This is a genomic window from Flavobacterium sp. B183, assembly GCF_023539155.1.
Taxonomy (GTDB): domain Bacteria; phylum Bacteroidota; class Bacteroidia; order Flavobacteriales; family Flavobacteriaceae; genus Flavobacterium; species Flavobacterium tructae.
Genome location: NZ_CP097434.1, coordinates 2,503,536 through 2,528,594, shown reverse-complemented (window position 1 = coordinate 2,528,594; position 25,059 = coordinate 2,503,536). Strand labels below are relative to the sequence as shown.

At 34.4% G+C, this 25,059-nt stretch carries 14 protein-coding genes, 1 tRNA gene and 1 pseudogene; 7 read left to right on the top strand and 9 right to left on the bottom strand.

Annotated features, from left to right (window positions below; genetic code table 11):
- The first annotated feature begins 8 nt into the window (after positions 1-8).
- From M4I44_RS10785 to M4I44_RS10755, 7 genes and pseudogenes are all read left to right on the top strand, one after another.
- Complete coding sequence (locus M4I44_RS10785; RefSeq protein ID WP_249967296.1) at positions 9-2,462, top strand: DNA translocase FtsK; 2,454 nt, start codon at positions 9-11, stop codon at positions 2,460-2,462.
- Positions 2,463-2,469: 7 nt separating this feature from the next.
- Positions 2,470-3,162, top strand: coding sequence for an outer membrane lipoprotein carrier protein LolA (locus tag M4I44_RS10780; RefSeq protein ID WP_051041434.1), 693 nt, complete (start codon positions 2,470-2,472; stop codon positions 3,160-3,162).
- 8 nt (positions 3,163-3,170) lie between these two features.
- Positions 3,171-4,624, top strand: a pseudogene (locus M4I44_RS10775) (LptF/LptG family permease).
- Positions 4,625-4,626: 2 nt separating this feature from the next.
- A complete protein-coding gene (ribB, locus tag M4I44_RS10770) occupies positions 4,627-5,760 on the top strand; it encodes a 3,4-dihydroxy-2-butanone-4-phosphate synthase (RefSeq protein WP_017495516.1) in 1,134 nt (377 codons plus the stop codon).
- A gap of 3 nt (positions 5,761-5,763) precedes the next feature.
- A complete protein-coding gene (locus tag M4I44_RS10765) occupies positions 5,764-6,162 on the top strand; it encodes an acyl-CoA thioesterase (protein WP_017495517.1) in 399 nt (132 codons plus the stop codon).
- 151 nt (positions 6,163-6,313) lie between these two features.
- Positions 6,314-6,401 (top strand) — tRNA-Ser (locus M4I44_RS10760).
- A gap of 260 nt (positions 6,402-6,661) precedes the next feature.
- Entirely contained in the window at positions 6,662-7,885 is a 1,224-nt protein-coding gene (locus M4I44_RS10755; protein WP_249967295.1) for a site-specific integrase, read from the top strand.
- 255 nt (positions 7,886-8,140) lie between these two features.
- Here M4I44_RS10755 and M4I44_RS10750 read toward each other — a convergent pair whose 3' ends face one another.
- The 9 genes from M4I44_RS10750 to M4I44_RS10710 form a co-directional block, all read right to left on the bottom strand.
- A complete protein-coding gene (locus tag M4I44_RS10750) occupies positions 8,141-9,337 on the bottom strand; it encodes a hypothetical protein (RefSeq protein WP_249967294.1) in 1,197 nt (398 codons plus the stop codon).
- A gap of 29 nt (positions 9,338-9,366) precedes the next feature.
- Positions 9,367-9,717 (bottom strand): hypothetical protein, encoded by a 351-nt coding sequence (locus M4I44_RS10745; RefSeq protein WP_249967293.1) that lies wholly within the window; start codon positions 9,715-9,717, stop codon positions 9,367-9,369.
- A gap of 183 nt (positions 9,718-9,900) precedes the next feature.
- The gene (locus M4I44_RS10740; RefSeq protein ID WP_249967292.1) at positions 9,901-10,755 is read right to left on the bottom strand and encodes a hypothetical protein; all 855 of its coding nucleotides are present in this window, start codon (positions 10,753-10,755) and stop codon (positions 9,901-9,903) included.
- Positions 10,756-10,982: 227 nt separating this feature from the next.
- Positions 10,983-15,770 (bottom strand): NACHT domain-containing NTPase, encoded by a 4,788-nt coding sequence (locus tag M4I44_RS10735; RefSeq protein WP_249967291.1) that lies wholly within the window; start codon positions 15,768-15,770, stop codon positions 10,983-10,985.
- A gap of 23 nt (positions 15,771-15,793) precedes the next feature.
- Positions 15,794-16,279: a hypothetical protein gene (locus M4I44_RS10730; RefSeq protein ID WP_249967290.1), complete on the bottom strand. Its 486-nt coding sequence runs from the start codon at positions 16,277-16,279 to the stop codon at positions 15,794-15,796.
- A 451-nt stretch (positions 16,280-16,730) separates the two neighbouring features.
- A complete protein-coding gene (locus M4I44_RS10725) occupies positions 16,731-18,113 on the bottom strand; it encodes a hypothetical protein (RefSeq protein ID WP_249967289.1) in 1,383 nt (460 codons plus the stop codon).
- Positions 18,114-18,306: 193 nt separating this feature from the next.
- Entirely contained in the window at positions 18,307-19,329 is a 1,023-nt protein-coding gene (locus M4I44_RS10720) for a hypothetical protein (protein WP_249967288.1), read from the bottom strand.
- 25 nt (positions 19,330-19,354) lie between these two features.
- Positions 19,355-23,998 carry a DUF3320 domain-containing protein gene (locus M4I44_RS10715; RefSeq protein ID WP_249967287.1) on the bottom strand — a complete coding sequence of 1,548 codons (4,644 nt, stop codon included), beginning with the start codon at positions 23,996-23,998 and terminating at the stop codon, positions 19,355-19,357.
- A gap of 82 nt (positions 23,999-24,080) precedes the next feature.
- Positions 24,081-24,956, bottom strand: coding sequence for a hypothetical protein (locus M4I44_RS10710; protein ID WP_249967286.1), 876 nt, complete (start codon positions 24,954-24,956; stop codon positions 24,081-24,083).
- Positions 24,957-25,059: the final 103 nt, after the last annotated feature.

Here is a 25,059-nt window from a genome sequence, read left to right as displayed (position 1 = left end):
ACGCAAGAATGGCAAAAACAACCAAAAAGGAAACTTTAGACAAAAAAAACGAATCAAAGACTGAAAAGATAAAGTACGGAAACCTATCCAAACAACAAAAATTTGTTTTGGGATGTCTTCTGATACTCTTTTCTGTGGCACTATTAGTTGCCTTTATTTCTTTTTATGTCAACGGACAATGGCAATCTGACCAAAGTGCGGTAAGCCAGCTTGGCGATCGTACCGAAATTGTAGAAAACTGGCTCGGAAAATTCGGGGCATTCCTCGCCGATCTAATTGTATACAGAGGTTTTGGTATTGCCTCTTTTATATTCGTCCGTTTATTTTTCCTTACCGGAATGTTTCTCGCTTTGGAACTTTCTACCAAAAAATTAAAAAATACTTGGTTTTGGGATCTTTTTGCCCTTATTATTGTCTCTGTACTTTTTGGATTTTTCGCCACTTCAGCACCTGAATTGGGCGGAACAATTGGATATGAACTTAATCTGTTTTTACAAGATTACATCGGAAAAACCGGAACTTTACTTACGCTACTTTTCGGATTAATCGTGTACCTGATTTTTAAAATCAAACTATCTCCTGAAAAAATTCAGTCTTATTTTGATTCTACTAAAAAAGAATTCAATTCTGAATTGGCTTCTATAAAAAAACCTCAGGAAGCCGAAAGTGCTTATAACTTAGAAGAATTTGCCATCGAGGAAGAAGATCCGGAATTAGACAACATTCATCTAAAATCTAATATCAGCCAGTTCGAAATCAACAAAGAAGCTTTAAAACCAACTATTTCAAACGCCTCAGAAATTGATTTGAATCCGATTTTAAAACCAGTTCAAATGGATATCAATCCGGTAACTGTAAAAACACCTGTTCATACGGAAGAATTTGTAATCGAAAAAGCGGAAGAAGAAGATATTATCGAAGAGAATCTGGCTTCCCGTCTGGTAGCCGATTTTGGTTTATTCGACCCTACTTTAGACCTATCCAATTATAAATTCCCTACACTTGATATATTGAAAGAATACTCAACTGGGGGAATTACAATCAATCAGGAAGAATTAGAAGAAAATAAAAATAAAATTGTTGATACACTTCGCAATTATAAAATTGAAATTGCGCAGATCAAAGCAACCGTTGGTCCATCGGTAACCTTATACGAAATTGTACCGGAAGCGGGGATCAGAATTTCTAAAATTAAAAGTTTAGAGGACGATATCGCATTATCGCTTTCGGCATTAGGAATCCGTATTATAGCTCCTATTCCAGGGAAAGGAACTATTGGTATCGAGGTTCCGAACAAAAACCCTACAATGGTTTCGATGAAAAGCGTTATTGGGTCTGCTAAATTTCAGGAAGCTGAAATGGAACTGCCAATTGCTTTAGGAAAAACAATCTCAAACGAAACTTTCGTGGTCGATCTGGCTAAAATGCCTCACTTACTGATGGCCGGGGCAACCGGACAAGGAAAATCGGTAGGTTTAAATGCTGTTTTGACCTCTCTTTTATACAAGAAACATCCGGCCGAAGTTAAATTTGTACTGGTAGATCCAAAAAAAGTAGAGCTTACACTTTTTAATAAAATCGAAAGACATTACTTAGCCAAACTTCCTGATACAGAAGACGCTATCATCACCGACAATGCAAAAGTAGTGAATACACTGAACTCACTTTGTGTTGAAATGGACAATCGCTACTCTTTACTAAAAGACGCGATGGTACGTAACATTAAAGAATATAACGAAAAATTCAAAGCACGAAAACTAAATCCCGAAGCAGGCCACCGATTTTTACCTTACATTGTTCTGGTAGTCGACGAGTTTGCTGATTTAATTATGACTGCCGGTAAAGAAGTTGAAGTTCCTATTGCCCGTTTGGCTCAATTGGCCCGTGCTATTGGTATTCACCTGATTATTGCGACACAAAGACCATCGGTGAATGTTATTACGGGTTTAATTAAAGCCAATTTCCCTGCGAGAATTGCTTTCAGAGTAACTTCTAAAATTGATTCCCGAACCATTCTGGATACACAGGGAGCCGATCAGTTGATTGGACGAGGAGATTTATTATACACCAACGGAAATGATGTGATACGTGTACAATGCGCCTTCATAGACACTCCTGAGGTGGAAAAAATTACGGATTTTATCGGTTCGCAAAAAGCTTATGCCACAGCTTATTTGCTTCCGGAGTTTGTTGGAGAAGAAAATGGCATCAATCTTGATGTGGATATTTCCGAAAGAGATACTTTATTCAGAGAAGCTGCAGAGATTATTGTCAATGCGCAACAAGGTTCGGCTTCATTACTGCAAAGAAAATTAAAATTAGGGTACAACAGAGCCGGTCGCCTGATCGATCAGCTGGAAGCAGCAGGTATTGTTGGTCCGTTTGAAGGCAGTAAAGCAAGAACCGTAAACATCACTGACTTAAGTGCTCTTGACCAATTTTTTAATAATGAACAAAATTAATCCCATCATGAAAACAAAAATTCAGGAAATCCAAAACAATTCTATTACTAAGATGACTAAAAAGTGCATTCAAATGGCGGTTTTATTGCTTTTGAGCTTCACTTCTATTCAGGCTCAGGATAAAAAAGCCAAAGATTTATTGAATGAAGTAACTTCAAAAATAAAAAGCTACAACAATATTGTTATTGACTTTAAATACACCCTGAATAACGCTAAAGAGAACATCAATCAGGACAGTAAAGGAAATGTAACCATGAAAGGCAATCAATATGTATTGAACTTTATGGGAGTAACAAAAATATTTGACGGTCAAAAAACCTACACCATCGTTCCGGAAGACGAAGAAGTTACAATTTCCAAAGTAAACGAGAAGGACGATACTGCTATTACACCTTCAAAAATGCTGACTTTCTTCAATTCCGGCTACAAATACAACATGGATATTGTTCAAAATGTTAAAGGAAGAAAAATACAATATATCAAATTAGCTCCTACAAGCTCTAAAGACCAAAGAAAAGAGATCCTATTAGGCATTGATGTTCAGACCAAACACATTTATAATTTGATCGAAACCGGAAAAAATGGAACAAAAACCACTTTAACCGTTAATTCTTTTAAAACCAATCAGCCTTTATCAAAAAATCAATTTACATTTGTAGCGAGCAAATATCCAAAATACTACATCAATAAATTAGATTAATTACAAGGTTGAAAATTTTAGACAAATACTTACTAAAAACATTCCTGATTACATTTACTACGGTATTTGTAATCCTTTTTTTTATCTTCATACTTCAAACCGTATGGCTCTTTATCTCTGAACTTGCAGGTAAAGATCTCGATTTGATTTTGGTTGTGAAGTTCCTTTTATTCTCCATGCCGCGAATCATCCCGCTGGTTTTACCTCTATCGGTTTTACTGGCCTCTATTATGACTTTCGGAAATCTGGCCGAGAATTATGAATTTGCAGCGATGAAATCATCAGGAATATCACTTCAGAGAGCGATGCGAGGTTTAATCGTATTTATCTTTGTTTTAAGTATTGTCGCTTTCTGGTTCGCCAATAATGTGATTCCCTATGCGGAATATAAATTTATTAATTTCCGAAAAAACATTGCACAAGCTAAGCCCGCCATGGCAATTGCTGAAGGGCAGTTTAATGATGTTGGGTTTTACAACATTAAAGTCAACAAAAAATCTGGTGAAAATGGAAACATTTTAACAGGTGTTACGATTCACGAAAAACCAACCAATACCGGCGAAAACAAAACCGTTATCAAAGCCAAAGATGGTGAATTGATGAGTAACGAAAAATCCAGTATTTTAAAATTAGTTTTAAATGACGGATATTACTACCAGGATGTTACTCCTAAAAAATACGAAGATCGCGCTAAGCTGCCTTTCATAAAAAGTGCTTTCAAAAAACAGATCATTAATATTGATTTATCTGAATTAAACAAAACCGATGACGATAAAGAAAATATAAGCAACACAAACGGAATGTTGAACATTAGCGAACTTCGTTATACACTCGATTCCCTGAACAAAAATCTGGATAATGAAATCATCTCTTTTTCAGAAAATATCAATCAGCGTGTGGGGATTACCAAATCAGTCGTTCCTGTAAAAACAACCATCAAGAAAAAAATCTGCCCAATGATCTTTTATCACGCTACACCAATAAAGAAAAGGCTGATGTGATAAGAATGGCTAGCAGCAATGTGACGAGCAATATTTATTCTATTGAATCAACACAAAACGATTTAAAAGAAAAACAAAGAGATATTAATCAGCATTTAACGGCCTTATACGAAAAGTTTGTAATCGCTTTTGCCTGTTTCTTAATGTTTTTTATTGGCGCACCATTAGGAGCTATCATCCGTAAAGGAGGACTTGGTTTACCTATTGTATTTGCCGTTTTAATTTTTATTACCTTCCATTTCATCAATACTTTTGGAAAAAGACTTTCACAGGAAGGCGCAATGAATCCGTTTTTAGGAGCATGGATGTCCTCTTTTATACTATTGCCTTTAGCTGTATTATTAACTTATCGTGCTACTAACGACAACGGATTAATCAACTTTGATGCAATTACTACTCCAATCTCACAACTATTTCAAAAAATTTCCGAGCGGTTTTTTCCGGCTCAAAATCAAAAATAACTATGTCAACAACAAAAATACAACTAAACACCATTGAGGAAGCTATTGAAGACATTCGTCAGGGTAAAGTAATCATTGTAGTGGATGATGAAGATCGTGAAAATGAAGGTGATTTTCTGGCTGCAGCCGAAAAAGTGACTCCGGAAATGATCAATTTCATGGCTACTCACGGACGTGGATTAATTTGTGCTCCATTGACTGAAAGCCGTTGTAAAGAATTAGACTTAAGACCAATGGTAACTAACAATACCGATCATATGGAAACTGCTTTTACGGTTTCTGTAGATTTAAAAGGTCATGGCGTAACGACAGGAATTTCGGCAGCTGACCGCTCTAAAACGGTAATAGCACTGACCGATTCAAATGTTAAACCACATGAATTGGCGCGTCCGGGACATATTTTTCCTTTAGTAGCCAAACAAGGCGGAGTTTTAAGAAGAACCGGACATACAGAAGCCGCTATAGATTTTGCCCGATTAGCAGGATTTAAACCGGCTGGTGTTATTTGCGAAATTTTGAATGAAGACGGTACCATGTCTCGTTTGCCTGAATTGGCAAAAGTGGCTAAAAAATTCAATTTAAAATTAGTTTCGATTGAAGATCTGGTAGCTTACAGAATGCAGCACGACAGTCTGATTGTAAAAAAAGAGGATTTTGATATCGAAACCCGTTTTGGAACTTTCAGATTAAGAGCATACGAGCAAACCACCAACAAACAAATTCATATTGCCTTAACAAAAGGAACCTGGAATCTGGGAGAAGCTATTTTAACAAGAATCAATTCGTCGCAGGTAAACAACGATTTACTAGGTACCTTAACTAATAATGCAGAACAGCAATTAGACGATATGTTTAAAGTGATTAATGAAAATGGTAAAGGAGCCGTGTTATTCATTAATCAGGATATGACGGCAGTAAATCTGTTGAACAGAATTTCCGAACTTAAAACTTTACAGGCAGGAGGAACAATGAAAGCTCCAAAAGTAATCATTGACAGTAAAGATTATGGAATTGGTGCGCAAATTTTACACGATATCGACATTTCAAAAATCAGATTGGTTTCTAACACGGAACAAACAAAACGTGTGGGAATGATTGGATATGGACTTGAAATTACCGAATACGTAAGTTATTAATATATGGGAACAGTAGAAGAAAGAATTATAAAATCGGAAACACGAATATTTAAAGCGGTTTTCCCGAGTACAACAAACCATTACGACACTTTATTTGGAGGAACAGCTCTTCATGTTATGGATGAAGTTGCTTTTATTTGCGCTACACGATTCAGCAGAAAAAAAGTAGTAACGATTTCAACCGGTCAAATCGATTTTAAAAAAGCCATTCCGGCGGGAACTTTAATCGAATTAGTAGCCAAAGTGATCAGTGTTGGAAGAACGAGTTGTAAAATCCACGTCGATATTTTTATGGAGCAAATGTATTCCGAGCTTCGTGAAACCGTAGTTTCAGGAACTTTTTCGTTTGTTGCGGTGGATGAAAACAAAAAACCGGTGCCAATTTTGGACGACCTGAACTAATTTTTCAAAAATCTATTTTTCGGAAATACTGATAATTAGATACTTGAAAATTATTTCAAAAATAGCTCAAAAAAAAGCACTGAAAAAGTTTTGAGAACCGAAAAAGCATCTTATATTTGCACTCGCAATCAGCAAATGATCGCAACATACTGGAGAAATGGCAGAGCGGTCGAATGCGGCAGTCTTGAAAACTGTTGACTGTAACAGGTCCGGGGGTTCGAATCCCTCTTTCTCCGCCAGTAGAAGTTTCAGAAGAAACTTTAAAAGTCAAAAGCCTTTAAACACTAGTGTTTAAAGGCTTTTTCGTTTTTGCAGACTTTTCAAAAAGCACATGTTTTATCAAAGAATGGTTACCCTATTAGTTACCCCTTTTTTTTAGAGTCATTTTTCTCAAAAAAGGGTAACTAAAAAGAAAGAATTCCCCGGGAATTCCCTGCTGTCAATGGGCTCTCTTAAAATTTTTAATTCAATTTGATTATTAATTTTAAAACTAGATAACATGTTAAAAGTACTTTTCTACCAAAAATCCGACAAATTAAACAAGAATGGCGAATCTCCTATCTATGCCCGTTTGAGTTACAATAACAAACAAATTTCAATGTCAACCGGGCAAGCGATTTCAAAAGAAAGATGGGCGAGCACTAATAATCTTAGAAACCAGCTTAAAATTGAAAAAGAAATAGTAATCAAAAATCTACTTGATCTTTTCCAGCTTAATGCAGCCAAAAAATTTACTGAACTCTTCAGAATTGACCCTGAGGTTGACCTTCAATTATTAAAAGCTGAAATTACAGGTAAAACTAAAATAGACCAGCCACAAGGTCCTACCATAATTGATCTTATGGACACATATACTATATTTTTTACTAAAAGAGTTAACTCAGGAGAGCGCGCACCGGCTTCTCTACAGAAGTATAAAAGAGCAAAAGACCTGCTTTTAAGTTTCATCAATAGCAACTATAAAAAGGAAGATATGCCAGCATCTGAGCTATCAAGCTCATTTGTCTTTAAACTGGAACAGTTCCTTAAGTATGAGAGCAGTTTTAAAGAGCAGACAGGCATCAAAAACAATTCGGTGGTAAAATATATGAAAATGTATAAAACTGCATGCAATTACGCTATTAAGATGGATTTGATCATAAAAAACCCATTCAATATTTATGACGGCAGACTCAGCGTAAAAGATGCCGTTTTCCTGACACAGCAGGAACTGAATACAATTGAAAACAAAATATTTTCAACGCCTCGTCTGGAAAAGGTTAAAGATATATTTCTTTTTAGCTGCTATACAGGATATGCGCCTGTTGATGCCTTGGAACTAACAGAAAGAAACCTATCCGAAGATTCGACTGGAAATTTATGGATCATGACCAGCAGAGCCAAAACTGCCATTAGAGCTAATGTCCCAGTACTGCCAACTGTTGAGAATATTATCTCGAAATACAAAAACCAGCAGAGAGGTCTTATCCCGAAAATTTCCAATCAGAAAATGAATGCTTATCTTAAGGAAATCGCTGATATCTGCAGCATAAACAAACATCTTACATGGTATGTAGCAAGACACACATTTGCAACCACTATCACTTTAGGAAACGGGGTAAGACTAGAAAATGTATCAGCCATGATGGGGCATACCAACACTAAACAGACTCAGCATTATGCAAAAGTTTTGGATGTCAATATTATGGAAGACATGGAGAAATTGAAATCTAAGTTTAAGTGATTTTAAAGAGGATTCTGAATTTAAAGTCTTTTAAAGAACCTCATTTATTTAGAGCAAAAAATCAATTGCGACGAAATCATAAGTTTTGTAGAACATTTTCAATTGCGTCCGCAGTGCGGACGTAATTGACATGGACACAAAAAAGTATAGTTTTTTAGTTTTTTAAAACTGATCCAGTTTACTAATTTTAATACAACGGGATTTATTCGATCTTTTAATTGCAAATAATTATATTACCTACCAAAAATCTCATTTTCAAACCTTTATCTTTGGTTTTAAAGTTTTGTCAATAAACTGGCTGGGTTTCCAGTCCCTGTTCACTATTTGGTCCAGCAAAAAACTGTCAGCTGCCGCAATAGCGGTGCCTCCAACTGCAGCCGCAGCCGCAAACGCTCCAGTTCCGAGCAGGCCAAGTCCCAAACTTGCTGCCTGAAAAAGCACAAAACGCACCATTCTTGTAGGCATCTTTGCAGAAAATTCTTTTTTCATTACCGCATTGTGATACTCCCCAAGCAAGTTATTGTTCTCTGGGATATGCTCAAGCCATTCCCTGAATTGGTCTGATTTCTCAAGGATTCGCAAGAGATCCCTGCCGCTTAAAATGCCATTTACAAAAGCAGTGCCAAGCGAGGTGCAGTCTTGAAGCACGTAAGTGCTGAAAAGATTCAGTTCATTCTCTGATTTGGTTCTTTGCGCGATGATGCTCTCCAGTTCCAATGCTATAAATTTCGAATAAAGCTCAGAGGTCACAATTTCGCTGTCAAGCTCTGAGGTTATATGGATATCCCCCTTGGATTCGGCGATCGATAGTAGAAATCCGCTGTAGTCAATCTGATAACCTGCATCCGGATTGTGCTGTTTATGGACTCTATTGAGCTCGGTCATGTCTATGTTTGAATTAAGGGTATAAGCATCATAGCCCGCAAACTGTCCGTCTTTAACAATCTCAATTTCGACTTTTTCAGGCAGTACAAATTCGGGTACTATCGAATTTAGATAAACAGGAAGCGCCCTTTGTAGGTAATCTTCATTATTGAAATCGGCAATAATATTTTCCCTTACCGTGCCGGGGTAAGAATAAGAGGCAATTTTCCTGCCGAATTCCGAAGCAAATTTCTGGTTCTTTGCGCTGTTGTTATGTAATTCCCTGTGCGCCTGATACAGGATTGTTTCAATGTTTTCATCCTGCGATGAAAAAGTATCCACGCTGTATTTTTCGCCAGGAAAAATCATCGACCCTAAAATATTTTCCCTGAACTTTACTTCAATGCGTCCTATTGCTATCAATTCATTTAACAGATCCTCACCTAAAAATTTTAAAAGGATAACCATTTCCTGACGGTGCACAAGCAAAACTACTTTGCCGTAAAAAAGCATTGAATCAATCAGGAAAGCCACGTCAAGCCTATAGCCATCGGCTTGCTTGTCCTTTATGCAGATTTTTTTGAACATAATTTCTCGATGGTTGTTACCTTTATTCTTTAAAGGGTATTTTCCTTTAAATGCATAATTAAGTATCGGTGGGCGCTGACTGTTCCCCGCTGTCCGGCACTATTATAGCCGCCCATCCATCCTCCGTCAAATCTGCGGCTAACATCAAATCCTTCGTACCACTGCGGATTTAAGCTGATGATTTTGTAAATTTCATCTGCGAAATCGCCCTGCAGACGCTCCAATAACTGAGTGGTCTGGGACTCTGTTTCGTAACCCTTTGGCTTGTAGTTGATGCAGAATGCCAATATCCGTCCTTTTTCAGCATTATCCAGCAGTTCTTTGTCAAAATACTTCAGAAGGAACTCATATCCTTCGATCATAAGCAGTTTTTCTAACATTTCAGTTGTTTATTATGTTACAATTAGCATTAATCCCTTTATCAAAAATAATCAAAAAAAGCATAGGGCAAAAAAATCAAGAAGCTTTCCTCCGGAGGTATTCTTCGCACTGCTTTAAGCCTTACATAATCCCACTTTAAAGAACGAGACATTGAAATTGAAATAGCCATTTCAGTGATCTTTTCAATCAGGCTCCTTTAAAATTCTCTTTAAGCTTTTCCTAATTTCTTGACCGGTATATGTCGCAAAATTTAAGTTAGTGCTTATCTTATGCAGTTTTTTTAAATTCAGATTTGCCAGCAGAAGGATATTTAATTTCATTTTAAGCCGTTCTTTTTTATTGTCAATCAGATAAGGCAGTCGTATAAATAAAACTTCATAATTCATATAAAGTGCCAACAGATATAGAAACGGCAGTAAAAGAAATGTATAAACAACCGGAAGAAATAAACTTTTTAAATTTTCAACGGTGATCAGGCTTTTATAATCTATTAATGTTTTATAAAATACATAAATAAAAATAAAAATTCCAAGTCCGGCAAACAGACCTTTTAAACAGCTGGCCGTCTTCAAATGGTCAGGATTGGTTTTTGAAGAATTTTCTGCCACAATCTGCATCACACCTATAAAAGTCATAACTGGAATCATAACCATTTCAATCCCAAAACTGAAAGTGTAAAAATTAGTAATAAATTCCAGAGGTATAACTGCTTTTAAGTTATCAATTATGATTGGTATGAAATAAGAACTTTCCTTTGCTTTATTCATATTAAAAAACAAAATGGTTGCTGAAGTTAACGACCATAATATCGTATCTTTAAGCAGACCCATATTCCATACCCCAGCTGTAAAGAAAGCAAAGGTTATTACTCCAATATAGCAAAACATTCCCCAAAGCGGAATTTGTATCTTACGATTAAAAAAATCGCTTAAAAGATCAAAAACGCCTTTAAATTTTATGAATAAAAGGGCAACAATAATAAATATGGAAGTCCATACAATTATCGCAGTTTCCCTGGTTGAGAATATTTCAAACATAATTTTTGACTAAAAAAAATTTGATAACCATCTAAATTTGTAATTGTTTACAAAACAGAATTCTGCTTCTTAATTCCGCTTACTGTCATACTGTCCTACTCTTCCAAAAGAAATATTAAGCATTAAATTTAAAACAGATATTTATACTAATTCATCATTGCTCATTTTACGATCTTTATTAGAAAATTGTTCTCCAACACACTTAGTAATAGCTTTTGCAGCATCTTTTATTGGATTGTAAATACTGAAAACATTGTACATAAAGAACTAATCTCAGGTACATTGCTACCAGCTCCTTTTTGTATTATTTGTTGAAAAAGTGAAGGATCAATTTTTTTAATGATCACGTCACTACAAATGAATAAATCCCGTCCTTTAAATTGTAAATGGGAATGCTCATTTACCGCATACTTTTGTCCATCTTGAATAAAAATATTTTTCAATCCATTTAAGATTCCACGCTCAATATCTTCGCTGACCTTCTTTTCAATTAGAAGTAAAATAAGGGATAAACACCATGAAAGAAGTTCTTGCTTGTTTTCATGTCTTTCTATTGCATAGTTATTTATTGCTTTTAGAAATGCTGTAAATGGATTTACTAGCTTATTTTGTTTTTCCTCATCAAGTTCGATAACAAATCCATTAATCCAAAAGAGTAAATTCAAATTAAATCTATAGGGAAATTCCATTAAACTTTCAAATAAAAGGGGAAGCAGTTCCGAATCGAAATCCGCTTTTAGAGTAAACAATTCAGTAAATAAATTTATTACATCTTTTGACTTTGCAGGATCTGCAATATCATTGATCAATAAATTAATATAGTCATTTTTCTGTTTATCATCTGAAAGAGATATCTCTCTAATTTTAGAGAGAATTGCCTTGTTTTCCTGAGTAATTTTACGAGCATTATAATTTCTACTTCCAATATTTTCAGCTTTCGCAAAATCTGACAGATCCAGGGTTTGGTTATTTGAAAAATTAACAGCAATCGAAAAATAAGTTCCTAAATTTCCTTTATTCGACAAGTTCACAAGGTCTTTAAATGTTAAATCTCCTTGAACCAGAACAGTTTCAATATTAGTAATAATAGAATGGGGAATATCTTCACCGTCTACTAGAAGATTATCAAGTTCATCCAAATTTACAGCAACAAAGGGAATTACAGTATTTCGCGCGAATAGTGATATATGATCAATATTTTTCTCACTAGTGCTAAATGTTTCTGGAATCGCTCCTAATCTATATAGTAAAGCGCAAAGTGCATTATCATCAGTAATTCTATATTTATCCAAAATTTCGTTGATTTCAAAATTATTTAGGGCGTTGAATTCATGAGCAATTATGGCTAATTGCGGAATTAGTAAATTACCGCGATGGTCCTGCGCAAAAGTTTCTAACGCCATTATTTCTTTAACAGCCACACCAATTTTTTGTTTAGTTGAAGGGTCAAGTTTTCCTAATTGTAAAATAAGTCCATATAAATGCTGAAAAACATGATCATCAAAATGTCTTTTGCTTTGTATTAATGCCAGAAAAAAAAGTTTCCAGTCTCCTCCATCCTTATAAGCTTGATAGAAAGCAGGGAATATTAAATCTTTCAAACTGTACTTCTTTTCAACTAAAAGTGCGAATTCTTTCAATTCCTCAACAAAATGGGTATTGTCAAATAAAATCTGAAATTTGCTGTAAAAATCTTTAATTTTTTCCGGCGCATCCTGGATATCTAAAAGCCAGCATTGCGCTTTTTCTTTTATGGTTAGCTTATCTGCATAATGATAGAGTAAACTTCTCGCTGCGGATGTTCTATTTTTTAGATTTTCGGAGTTTAATTCAGACAAAATATCTAAATAAAATTGCTCTTTACCAATAACTCTTTCAATTCCATCATCTAAAAAGTTCCCGCTCCAATCCAAAAAAGAAGCATCTCCTAACAATCCTCTAATTAATTCAGTCAATAAGTCTTTGGTTAGTTTATGCTGATTGTTATGGTAAAGCAGTTTTAATGCAAAAACTTTTGAAAGCTCGGGCAACTCGTTTGTCAAGCTAAATATGAAGTCCAGCATATTAGCAGAAAAATTAAGTTTCATGCATAGCCTCAAAAATTCTTGATTATCATGATGACTTTTGGAAACTGATCTTATAACTATCTCTAATGCTTCTTTTTCATACTCAGGATTACTGATCAGCAGTATAGTGGCTGCTTTATATCTTAGTCTTCCATCCAAATGTTTCAACGAGCTTTTTAAGACATCATAATAGTAAGTATCTGTAAGGACTGCTGAAAACTTAGCTCTGATTTCAGGATACCTAGCTAGTGAATATTTGCTTAAGTTTCGGACTATGAACAAAAACTCATTTAGATAAATATTTTCATATTTTTCTAAAGTTGCTAAAAAATACTTTAAATATAAATCAGGAATTCCTGATTTATCGTCGGAATAATCAACAAACCTTAAAATGTACTCAACCCCTTTTTCACTATTACAAATTATTTCTTCGACAATTTTTTCCCTTGGTCCATTTTTGTAGTCAGACCATGAAGGTTTCTTTAAAACAGGCTCACCAACCAAAATGGGGTTTCGCTCTGCGTAATATGTAAATAAAACTACAGCTGCTGCATCTGAAATAGAATTGTTACTGATTGCATTAAATCTGCAATAGGCTTGAAGCCTCTCTTCACCCATCCTAGCTTGAAGTAAGAAGAATAACTCACTTTCTTCATTAGCAATTAGATTGATACAATTGTCAAGAATAACTTTGGGAATATCGCCTTCAATAATTTCGAACCACATTTTAATTGCGTTTATCTGGTCACGATCTTTGCTTCGACATGCAATTTCTAATGCCTTTACCACCGCCTCTCTATTTCCTGTATTTAGTTCTTCTTTTAAAAGTTCAGCAGCTCTTTCTTTTAGTAAATCAATTTTCAAAGCCTCTGCAAACAATATACAGCCTTTCTCTACTGTAAATTTTTTAGGTATTGCTAAAGACATTGTTGGCAACAATTCGTGACATGTGAAAGTTTGCGCAGCTAAATGGTATGGAATTATTGACGCGAGCATAGTTTTTTCTCTTTCTTTAAGCTCAAATTGAGACCTTAGCAGATAATATCGAAGTATCAAAGCCGCCATCTCATCATTTCCAGAGAAAGTTGAATGTCTAGGAGTAATATAATCATTAAAAAACCAGTCAAAACCAACGTCCTTCAAATCATCTATAATGTATGCGTAGGCCTGTGGAACCAACGAGTCAGACTGCCCCCAAAACATGAGTGGCCGAAAACCAATCGATTTAACCTTGTCAAGAAATATAGTGTTTAATGAAGAAATTTGTGCTTCGGCTAATAGAACAGCTGCTGCAGGAGTATTATTACTGGTTAAAAGCAATTCCGCGATTACTTCGCTAAGATAACTTTCTACCTTGGCACTTTCTCCTTTAGTTCTTGCAATTGCCGATGCAAAAGAAATTTCCCTCCAAGAATTAATTCTTTCATTTTTGAAAGTAAAATCTTCGCCTTTCAAAATCCCTTTAAATAGATATAAACCAACTACAAGCTGGAGAAGCTGATGGGATTGGAACGCGTACTGCTCTCCAGTTTTCTGGAGGAAGTTGCTCTTGATAAAATTTATTGTTTCATCCACTACTTTGTTTCTCTCTCCAACTTCAGTAGAAATTAAGTTGTCTATAATTTGATAAAAAACATCATCATTAATTTTTCCATCTTTGGATGTATAAAGCCGGTATGCAATTGATGCAATAAAACTCTCTCTTTGCAGAACATTGGGGTAAGTATTTAAAAATAATTTAAAACTCTCTTTCTGGTCAATAGAGGTCCATTTTAATCTTATTTTTACAACGTCATATAATATTTCACCTAATGTTTTCGAATTGAGGTTCTCGTCCAGGAAGTCTCTAATTAGACATACAATTAGAGGAGTGCTTGCATTGGCCAATAGTTCTTGCTTAGATTTTAAAATGTTCCACCGTTGTGCAGAATCATCTTCTGCCTCCTTAACTGACATTCCGGCTCCAACCGCCTCATTTTTTAAAATTAGTTTTATTTCATCTTCGCTCAAATCCAATGTAGTTAGGCAATTCCATTGATTAAAATGTACTAAATCAGACATTTCAATCGGTCGACCAGAAGCAATAATCCTTATATTTACAGCAGTATTGGACCAAATGAGCAAATGTGAAAGCAGTTTTTTGCGCTCATCGTAATCAAACTCATCTAATCCATCAAAAATTAATGTTACCTCTTTCTTTGCTAAAAGGATAAAATCTATATCAAATATTTTATCAATTATATTTAATTCTTCATTAACGAATTCATTTATAATTGACTTTAGTACTTTTTTATCAGTTGGTATTTTGCCGCGAAGGTAACTCGAAGGTATGAAAATTGGAAGAACATCACTTTTTACTTCTTTCAAAAAGTAATGGGCTAGTAAAGTACTTTTCCCGCTTCCGATTTCTCCAAATAAAAAGGTTGGTTGTGAATCATTAATTAAATCTCCAAGATTCTTGATTACAACATCTAACTGTTTGGCTTTGGCAGGATCAGTTTCTTCAATATTCTTTCTCGTAATTTTTATTTCCCTATTATGTTTCGCAACTTTCCTATCAATTAATTCAGGAAATGATTTATCTTTAATATTGGAAAAATATTTATTATGCAGAAATGTCTGGAGCCAAGTCCCTACCTTTATTTTAAGGTCACTGATATCAATATTAATATACTTCTGCGCTTTCAGGTTAATTTCTTTGCCTGCACAAATTTTTAAAAAGAAATTTTCGATACCATCTTTTCTTAGGAACTTTAAAATCGTATCTGCTTCATCTTGTTTTTCTTCTAACGCAAGCATTAATGCGGCATAAACAAATTCTGTTTGATAGGCATTAGTAAATGATTCAGCGAACTTTGAATATTTAATTTTGCTTATAATTTCTTCTTTATAATCTTTCTCATTATCTTGCTCAAAATACCAGTTAATTGCGCTTAAAAAGGCAACCAACGAATCATCATCCAGCTCCTGCTCTATATTTTTTCATATTGTTTCAAATATTCATCCACCAAATACTTTCTGACCGACCCTAAGACATGATCATTTTGCAATTTCGCTTCAATAACGAGCTTTAGTAATCCTTCCTTAGGCAATGTGATATCTAATAATTTGGTATTTTTTGTATTATTTTCTACACTAATTTTATTAGTGGAATAAAAACCAAACTTAAGATTAGTACTTTTACCTGACGAAATCCAGATTTCTAAAAAGTAAACTAGTGTATTTAAGATCTGTGGCGAGTTAAAAGAAAACGCTGTTTTATCATCATAATTTTTTTCTTCTTCAATATATTTGGAATCGTCATTTTGCAAAAACACATCTCCTTTATATTCAATAGCAACATTAATGCATGCATCGGGGTTGTTCTTAAATTCATCAAAAAAAAGACCTAATGCCCTTTGCTTTTGCAGAGTAAATCCTTTTGTTTTGTCACCAGCTTCTCTTTTAATTTCGGCCATTTATAATTGTAATTTTTCAATTGTTTTATCAGTATACATTTTAATAAGTCTGCTGAATTCTTTGATGAATTAGAGCCTTTTTAATGATTTATAATTAGTGACGTATTCTATCTAATTAACAATAGTAAGTCTTAACTACAAAGGCTAATATATAACTATTTATATTACAAAAAATGATTTTATATGGACCAGTGTTATTCAATTGATCTTCTTTTTAAATAAATTTTATAAATCCAATTTAATCAAAAAGTTAAATTGTATTTTGTCAAAACATTTTCATTTAAAAAATGATATTTACTTTTGTAGTAATCGAAATATCGTGATCAATACGAAGCAATTTTTGTTGACATCCTTCAGAATTTACACTCCTTATGCTAAAAAATATAAAGTGAATTTTAACAAATGGAATTTTTAACAAATAGCTTAATTTTCAACCAGCTTTTTAATTTTATCAAGTAATTATACTCAGCAAGATATCGTATACAAGGACCTTCATCTCCTTATTATACAGAAAAACATCCCTGTCGGGCGGATTTCCATGATATATCAGGTTCCTGACTTTGATGAGCTGGTCAAATTCCACATCATAATTGTCCGGATCCAGATTCAAATAGGTTATAAAACTTTCGAACTGATCTATCAGGCCAGTCTTTTTAATAAAGGATACTTTCTCAAAAGCTTTAGATTCAAATTCCTGTTTATCCACCTGCGCGACTATTTCGCCAATTTCTTTTATTTTAGTTTTTATGAACTTAGAAATATAACTCTCAGATCCGGTAAACGCATACTCCTCCTTGACAGTAAAAGCTCGGCCGTCCAAGGACTTCTTTAAAAAAAAGTTCCTGAACTTTTCAATGATGTTGTAAAGGATCATGAAAGCTGAAATATCATCAAGATTATTTATCGTTACCAGTCTTGGAACTGCCTCTTGAATAAGCTCTCCGTAGCTTTGGAATTTCTCAAAATTTACCGACTCTGCAAAATCGTAAATATTGGGAAAGCTATCCTTCAAATGAAACTCCTTCGAGGAATCAAGTTTATCACTGCTAAGCTTAAAAACTTGTCTGGTACCATAATTTTCCTTATCGTTCACCCTCAGCACGGCATTGAAAAAATCAATGTTTTTCTCCCAGTACAGAGACATCAGCAGACATAAATCTTCTCCAAGGGAAAGAAGCTGCAGATCATTTAATTTTTCGCTGTCATCCCTAAAGACTAGCTGTGCATCTCGGGTTATTACAAAATCCTTTTGTGGTTCGCCTTGTTTATATGAATGGTTCAAAGACAGCATAAATTCGACAGGACCGAACCTTGTCCATCTGTTTTCATTCCTCTCAATGAATTTATCATCTGAGTCATAACTTCCAAGCTGGCCGTACTGGATATATCCTGCGAGGTGGGAAATGGCATTCTCCGCAAGCCTGAATCTTGCGTCCCCAGCATACCTTCCATTCTCGAAAAGACAAAAATTCCCAAGAACCAATATCAGAGATTTCTTGTCATGATCGTAATAATGGGTTTCATGAATATCAATTAGAGAGCTTTCAGAAAACTCAAAAAACTCCGGATGCACCCATTTATTTGGAGATACTGCGGGATTTACCAAGTCTAGGATTCTGATCCCTGCTTTTGCAAGTGCTCTGAATTTCTCGTACAAATAATCAGATGGCTTATAATAAATAATCAGCTGTACCTCTTCAGGCATTCTCTGATTGTAAATCAGTCTTGCATCAAACTGCACATCCTCGCTTTCACCGGGAAAGCCCTCTAGCAGTTCTTTATGATTAGCCAGCTTCAGCAGTATGGGCACATCATTTTGAAAGTAGTCTTTCATAATAATAAATTATAATTACGGCAATAATTAGGTTTTGACAGCTTATAATAAAAAAATGGACTCAGCCAAATATATTAAAATAAAACAGAAATAAACGCAGGTAGAATTACCTGATATCTCTATTTCTCCTTTTACTGGAGAGTCAATCGTTCTTCAGATGTTTTGTTTTAAGATCAATGTTTTATAAGGCAATTTAATGAACCTTTACAATCTGAGATTCAGGAAAATCAACGTCAAGATATTTCTTTATGATTCCGGTTATGACATCGATACGGGTTCCGATAATTACTGATCTGTTTTTTACAGGCCAATCAGTCATTATTGCAGTTAATCTAGGCTTTACAATTCCCGAAATTAAGTGTGAAGGATCTGTAAACCATAGACCGCACCCGCTGATGCCGTGAAGATCAGGTCCAGTTCCAAAGGAATTATTCCTGCTGTTATAGGCAGATTTTTTATTATAACGGGCAACAACACTAACAGCCGGATTTCGATTTAATTTCGAATATTGATCGAGTTTGGCGGGTGAAGTAAAATAAAAAAACGTGGCGGCATCAAAAATATCGGTCTTGTGCAAAACTTTAGACCTTGTTGCGGGGTACCCGAGAAAAGTGTAGCACTCCCCGTCTTTGAACGTGTGGTTGATTGCTAAATCACCAGCCTTAAGGAAACTGTATCTTCTCAAAATATGAGCGACGCAATCAGATTCGTTTAATAATTCAGGAAATTCATAATTTATACATGTTGTAATAATTTTTATTAACTCAACAACTAAAACTGTTTCGGCATTAGTGTGAGGAATATTAAAAAGTATTGGTTTAAAGTCAGATGCAAAAATTGATTTATCTCCTATTCTATAATTATGAGCTAATATATAATTCCTGTAGTTCTTAAAATCAGACCAAGAGTTTAATCGCTTCATTGCAGGTTTAGTAATTTGTTTTAACCTTTTTATTCTATTCGAGAATTCAGTGTTTTTCGCTATTGAAAATTCTTTATTGTATTCGTCAATAAATGAGCAAGCAATTATATGGGAATAATTTTGAAGTGAACCTGAGATAACTTTTGCTAAGGGTAATCCAGCATAATGATTTTCAAATTTTACTTTATTTAAATAATCTTCATTATCTCTGTAAGTTTTATAGACTTCGTTAAAAAATATCATTTGTGTTCCTAAATGAAGTAGTGTTTTATATGATTCGAGTAATCTTTGCATTTGTTTTTAAGATTTAAATTAATCTTTATATCAATTTTAAAAACTCTCCATCTTTTTTTACAATTTCAGATTTAACTGCTTTTATGATGGATAGTAAAATATGGTTTCGCATATCTTCCGTAACTCTCGCAAATCCAAAAAGTTTCGCAATTAAGATAACAGCATTATCCGGCTGAATAGCGATAGAACTTTCAACAACTTTAATGATTGCCAAGTTCATCTCTTCATCAGAAATAAGACTTATTTTTTTTGAATTTGGACTAAGTAAACTTCTATCTCGTATTACTGGTAAATGATCTTCAAAATGCCAAAGAAATTCATCTTTCTTTTTAATTAAGCCAGTTCTAATAGCATAGTTTACTGCATCTGTAATAGATGCTCTGACACGGCTTCCTATTTTTGAAATGCCATTTGCATCTGCAATTCGACGAGCCATTTCTTCAAAATGAACAGGACTTTCTACTTTGACGACTTCATGTATCCACGCTCCAAGTTTTCCAAGGGAATACGTATGAATTTCTTGATGGCAAACCTCAATCGGAAGAGAAGCTTTTATATAGCGGGGGATTGAATTATCAATTTCTTCAGGCTCTTCTCGGACAAGATTTTTTAAATCATCCATTAATTCTTCTTCAAGTGCATCATTATGTTCAACTTGATTTTTAGCATTTTCAATAGTTTCTATTAAAAGCCTTAACTCTCCTTGGGGATTGCGGAACCAATCAGTGCTCCATACATTAAATAATTTCCAGCCCATGCCTTCAAGGACTATAGTTCTTAATCTATCTCGATCCCGAGCTGATTTTGCAGTTTCATAAGACTTTCCGTCGCAGCATATTCCAAGAATATATCTTCCAGGATTATCGTTATCCACTATTGCCAAGTCAATATAAAATCCTGCAGAGCCGACTTTTTCTCTCACGATATAACCATTATCGCGAAGACTTTGAGCAATAATTTCCTCAAATGGCTGGGGTTTAGTTATTATTTCTTCCTTGTCGCTTTCAAACTTCCCATGCTGTGCATAATAAAGAAAACTTTTTAATGCTCTAATACCAAATTTTGCATTTGGTCCAGGATTCATATCACTGGCTGTAATATTTGTGAATACTTCACATCTGCTTTTTGCCCTTGTAATTAAAACATTTAGTCTTCGTTCACCACCTTCGTTATTTAGAGGTCCAAAACTCATAGGTACTTTACCGTCTTCAGTTCTTCCATATCCAATACTAATAAAAATGACATCTCGTTCATCTCCTTGAACATTTTCAAGATTTTTGATAAAAAGAGGTTCAGTAGGGTGGCTTCTAAAGAAATTTTCAACTTCAGGATTTTTTCTTCTTTTTACTTCAAGTGCATTTTGAATAGCCTGCATTTGCGCTGTGCTAAAAGCAACAACGCCAAGACTTAGCTTCGAATTATTTAGCGCATGGTTAATGATAGCATCAGCAACTTTTTCAGCTTCTTTAGGGTTGGTGCGTGTTTTACCTTTGTCATAATAAGTATCTGGCAGGTGGTTAAATGCTAAACCCATTTTGCTTTTAGATCCGGGACTTGGAAAAATTATTAATTTATTTTCGTAAAACTCCTGGTTTGACAAGTTTATTAAGGATTCATGTCTACTGCGATAATGCCAGCGCAGCATACGTTGAGGAGCACCTTGAGCATCACACATTCCAAGGATGCTCTGCATATCAGCAGTTACGTTTTCTTCATCTTCAGTATCGGTATTTAGTTTGTCAAAAAAACTTGTTGGAGGCATTTGCTTTGTATCCCCCACAACAACTACTTGTCTTCCACGTAAAATAGCACCCAAAGCATCAACAGGACGTACTTGGCTGGCTTCATCAAAAATAACCAGATCGAAATCAATACTATTTGGAGGGAGAAAATTTGCAATTGACATTGGACTCATCATTATAACAGGTTTAATTGCTTGAATTGCCAGTCCTGCTTCATGCATAAGTTTCCTAATCGGCATATGTCTGGCTTTGCGGTTGAATTCGCTTTTAAGTACATTAATTTGTCCGCCACCTTCCTGTTTTGGTAAACTTTCCCAATGTTTAAGAGCAACTTTGGCGCGATTATAGAACTGATTAAGTACATCAAGTCGTTTAAATTTTTCAATGACTTCTTCATGACTTGATCTTTCAAATTTTCGAAGCGCTACACTATTAGTCATTGCCTGCTCAATCAAATGTTCATACCAAGTTTTTTGTATAGCTGTTTTTAAAAGCAAAACAGCGTCGGGCCAGTTATAAACTGCTCTAATCAAATAATCGGCTCCATTTCTTTCAATCTCTTCTTTCATTACGTTCCAAGATACTGCCTGATGTATCTCAGGTAGATTTTCGAACCATTTTTTTATTAAGCTTTGCTGTTTGGCTAAACTTATATTTAGTATTTGATTATCTTTTAAATCCAGTTTTTCTAAAAGTGACTTTAATGAAATATTTTGTTTTTCTAAAGCATTCTCTAAATTAATTAAAAAGTCAGCCGCAACAGAAGGCTCCTGATTTTTGCTAAGAAAGGATAGAAACGTGTTTGATATTACGTCATCCTGAATAAGAAGGTGTACCCCTTGTAGATATTGAACTGCTTTCTTAACAGTTTCCCAATCTGTTCGTTTCTTTTGATATCTGCTATCAAATAATTTTTGCGCTAAAGGTTCTAAAGATAGGAGAGAGGCTGTAAGACGCTTTCCTTCCATTAAAGCATTAACATACTCTAATTTTGTGTTTAAATCTGAAGGTACCTGAGTTGTGAGAAGTGCCGACAATTTTTTTACACTATTTTTATAATCTCCTATTAAAAATTTATACCACTTACTGCCATGTACAATTAAATTTTGCCTGATTTCAAGTATATCATAATCCCAAGCTTCTGGAATAACTAAATTGTCATAATGTGTATGCAGTTGCTCTAGTCGAATTCCAGTTTCTAATAATTCGGCAATATCAGCTTGATTATTGAGCCAAGCAGAATCGGTTATATTCATGAATGTGAGGCCTGGATTCTCCGCTGCAGTTTTTATAGTTTTTAATAATAGTTTAACATCGTCTATTTCTGTGGACGGATTAATTTCAACATAATTGGAAATGGAAGTAATAAGAGTTATTGCCTCATTTGTATCTTTAATTACAATTTCTAATAATTCTTTTGAGGTTTCTTCATCTATTGGGAGGAAAATTTTTATATCAGTACCATAAAACAGCAAGTTCTCAGGTTGTCCAATTTTTTCTAGTCTTACCTGTATTTTTTCAGCCAGCTGTTCAACTTCTCTCATCTTTATAGAATCCCATACGTTAATATTTTCAACTTGTATTTTAGGGAATTTATAATCTTTATTATGAGTTGTTATTTTTAGTAAATTTCCCATCACTTCTTGTGCTGAGTAACCACTTTTTGAAATTTCAGAATTTACCGAAGTACAATATTGGTTAAGTTCGTTTATCATAGGATGAAGAAATCTAATTTCTTCCTCCAAACGAGTCATTGTTGGCCTGCCTAAATCAAGTATTCTTTTTAATTCATTATGTAATTCTCTTTTGTTTGCTTTGTGGCTATGTAATTCTAAGCATGCTTCTCCTAAGTTAACACTGTCTAATCGTCGTTTTACAACTTCTAATGCGGCCATTTTTTCAGCAACAAAAAGCACTTTTTTTCCATTTCCGACAGCATTTGCTATAAGATTTGTAATTGTTTGTGATTTCCCTGTTCCTGGAGGGCCTTGTATTACCATGTTACGCCCTTCATGTACAGCAAGCATTGCAATAACTTGTGAACTGTCGGCATCTACGACTTGCATAAGCTCATCAGCATTCGTATCATTGTCAAGATGATGTTCTTCACCAATTGATGGTTGAGGTTCATTAAATCCAGTATCGAATAAAGATTTTAAAATATTATGGTTGAATGGTTTTTTATCTTCTGGCCATTTTTCACTGTCTAAATCATGATAAATCATAAATTTACCAAAAGAAAAGAATCCTAATTCTATGGAATCCTCTTCAACTTTCCAATTTTCAATATGGCTGATCCGTTCTCTTATAATGCTGTAATATGTTTTAAGATCTAGTTCTTCTTCTTCCGGGAGATCAGGAATAGTGATGTTGTAATCTACCATCATTTTTGCCTGCAATGATAGATTTGGTCCGATTTCAGTTCCACTGTATCTTAAGCGAAAACGTTCATTTGCACTGGAACGTTCCAAAGCTACAGGAACTAAAATCAATGGTGCTTTTCTTGTTTCTTCACTATTTCCTTTTTCATACCAATTCAGTATTCCTAATGCAAGATATAACATGTTGACACCTTGCTCTTCAATGCTTGTTCTAGCAAAATAATACGTATTTAGTATTTTAGTCTGAAGCTTGGCTTCTGTTTCATTGACCTGTAATCTGGTATCATTATAAGCATCTTGTATTTCCGGTTCGGTAAGTTCCGGAAGTTCAAATAATTCATCATCTTCATCTTTACCTGGGCGTCCTAAAAAAGTCATAGCTTTATTCTGCCTGACTAAGATATCATATATCGATGAAGATTGTTCTTGTACAATTTGTAAGCCTTTAACTTTGGATGTCTTATAGTTAAGTAATGTATTGCGCAGTCCTAGATCTAAAAGTTCTTTACGAGATGCTTCCAATTTAGGTAGAATTGATTCAGACATATATTAAGATAATTAAGTTTCCTAAGTTATTAAATAAAACACTACAAAAAGAGAAAGACAATGTTTTAAACTTTTAAAACATTTAGGAAAGGGGAGTACTATTTATTTTTCGACTAATTTGATGTATAGCAACTTTAAGGACCTGCCACGAAATTTTAGAGGTATGATAATCAGGGTTAAAACGATTTTTAACCTGTTCACTTGGGTGTATATAATTCCGAAAATCCCTAAGCGAATGACTGAATTTTTTCACGTCCTCATTGAGGTATCCAACTTCGCAGGAAACTTCTATTAAATTAGCTAGTGTCCACTCACTAAGATGTTTTACTCTGCCTTCTTTTGTAGGAGCTTTAGAAGCTGTATTGTAATCTCTAGGATGTTTGTTTGCAATGCCGTTTAATAACCCCTCTAAAGTACTGCCGCATAAAAATATAACAGAAAGAGGGGCTTCGACACTCAAACATTTTTTGATTTCTGAAAGCCTTAGGTTTAGCGTTTCTGTAAGTGAAGTTTCTAAATTCAATACATCTAATCCTAATTCATCGAATTCTTTTTTTAGAAAATCATCTTCTATTGAATTTGCTTTAGAATTTGTTTCTTCAAAAATTATTTTGTCGGCTTTACCAAAACTTATAGTAGCTCCATCGCGTATTACTTTCCAACTATCAAAAACAAGGAATTTATTAAAATCATCAATCATTTTATCTAGACGGGTAAAGTTTCCAATGAAATTTACTGGGGCAAAGAGTTGAATAATGCATTTATCTAATTCTGGTGTTCCATTAATTTTACTTAGTTTTTCATCAGTGAATTTCCATCTGGATGGAAAACCTTCACCATAAGAATCGTTAAAACCTAAATTATTGAAAAACGTAACTAGTTTTGGACCGGTTCTATATTCTGTATCCTCATTTATTAGACCTCTCAATTTTTCAAGTGTTTTCTGTTGTAATACCATGTCGCTTTCTTTAGTGCTTTATTGGAATCGTTAAGCAAATTATCATTATAAGTTTAAAAGTACTCTAACGATATAAATTCAGTTTTTTTATTTCGAAATTAAT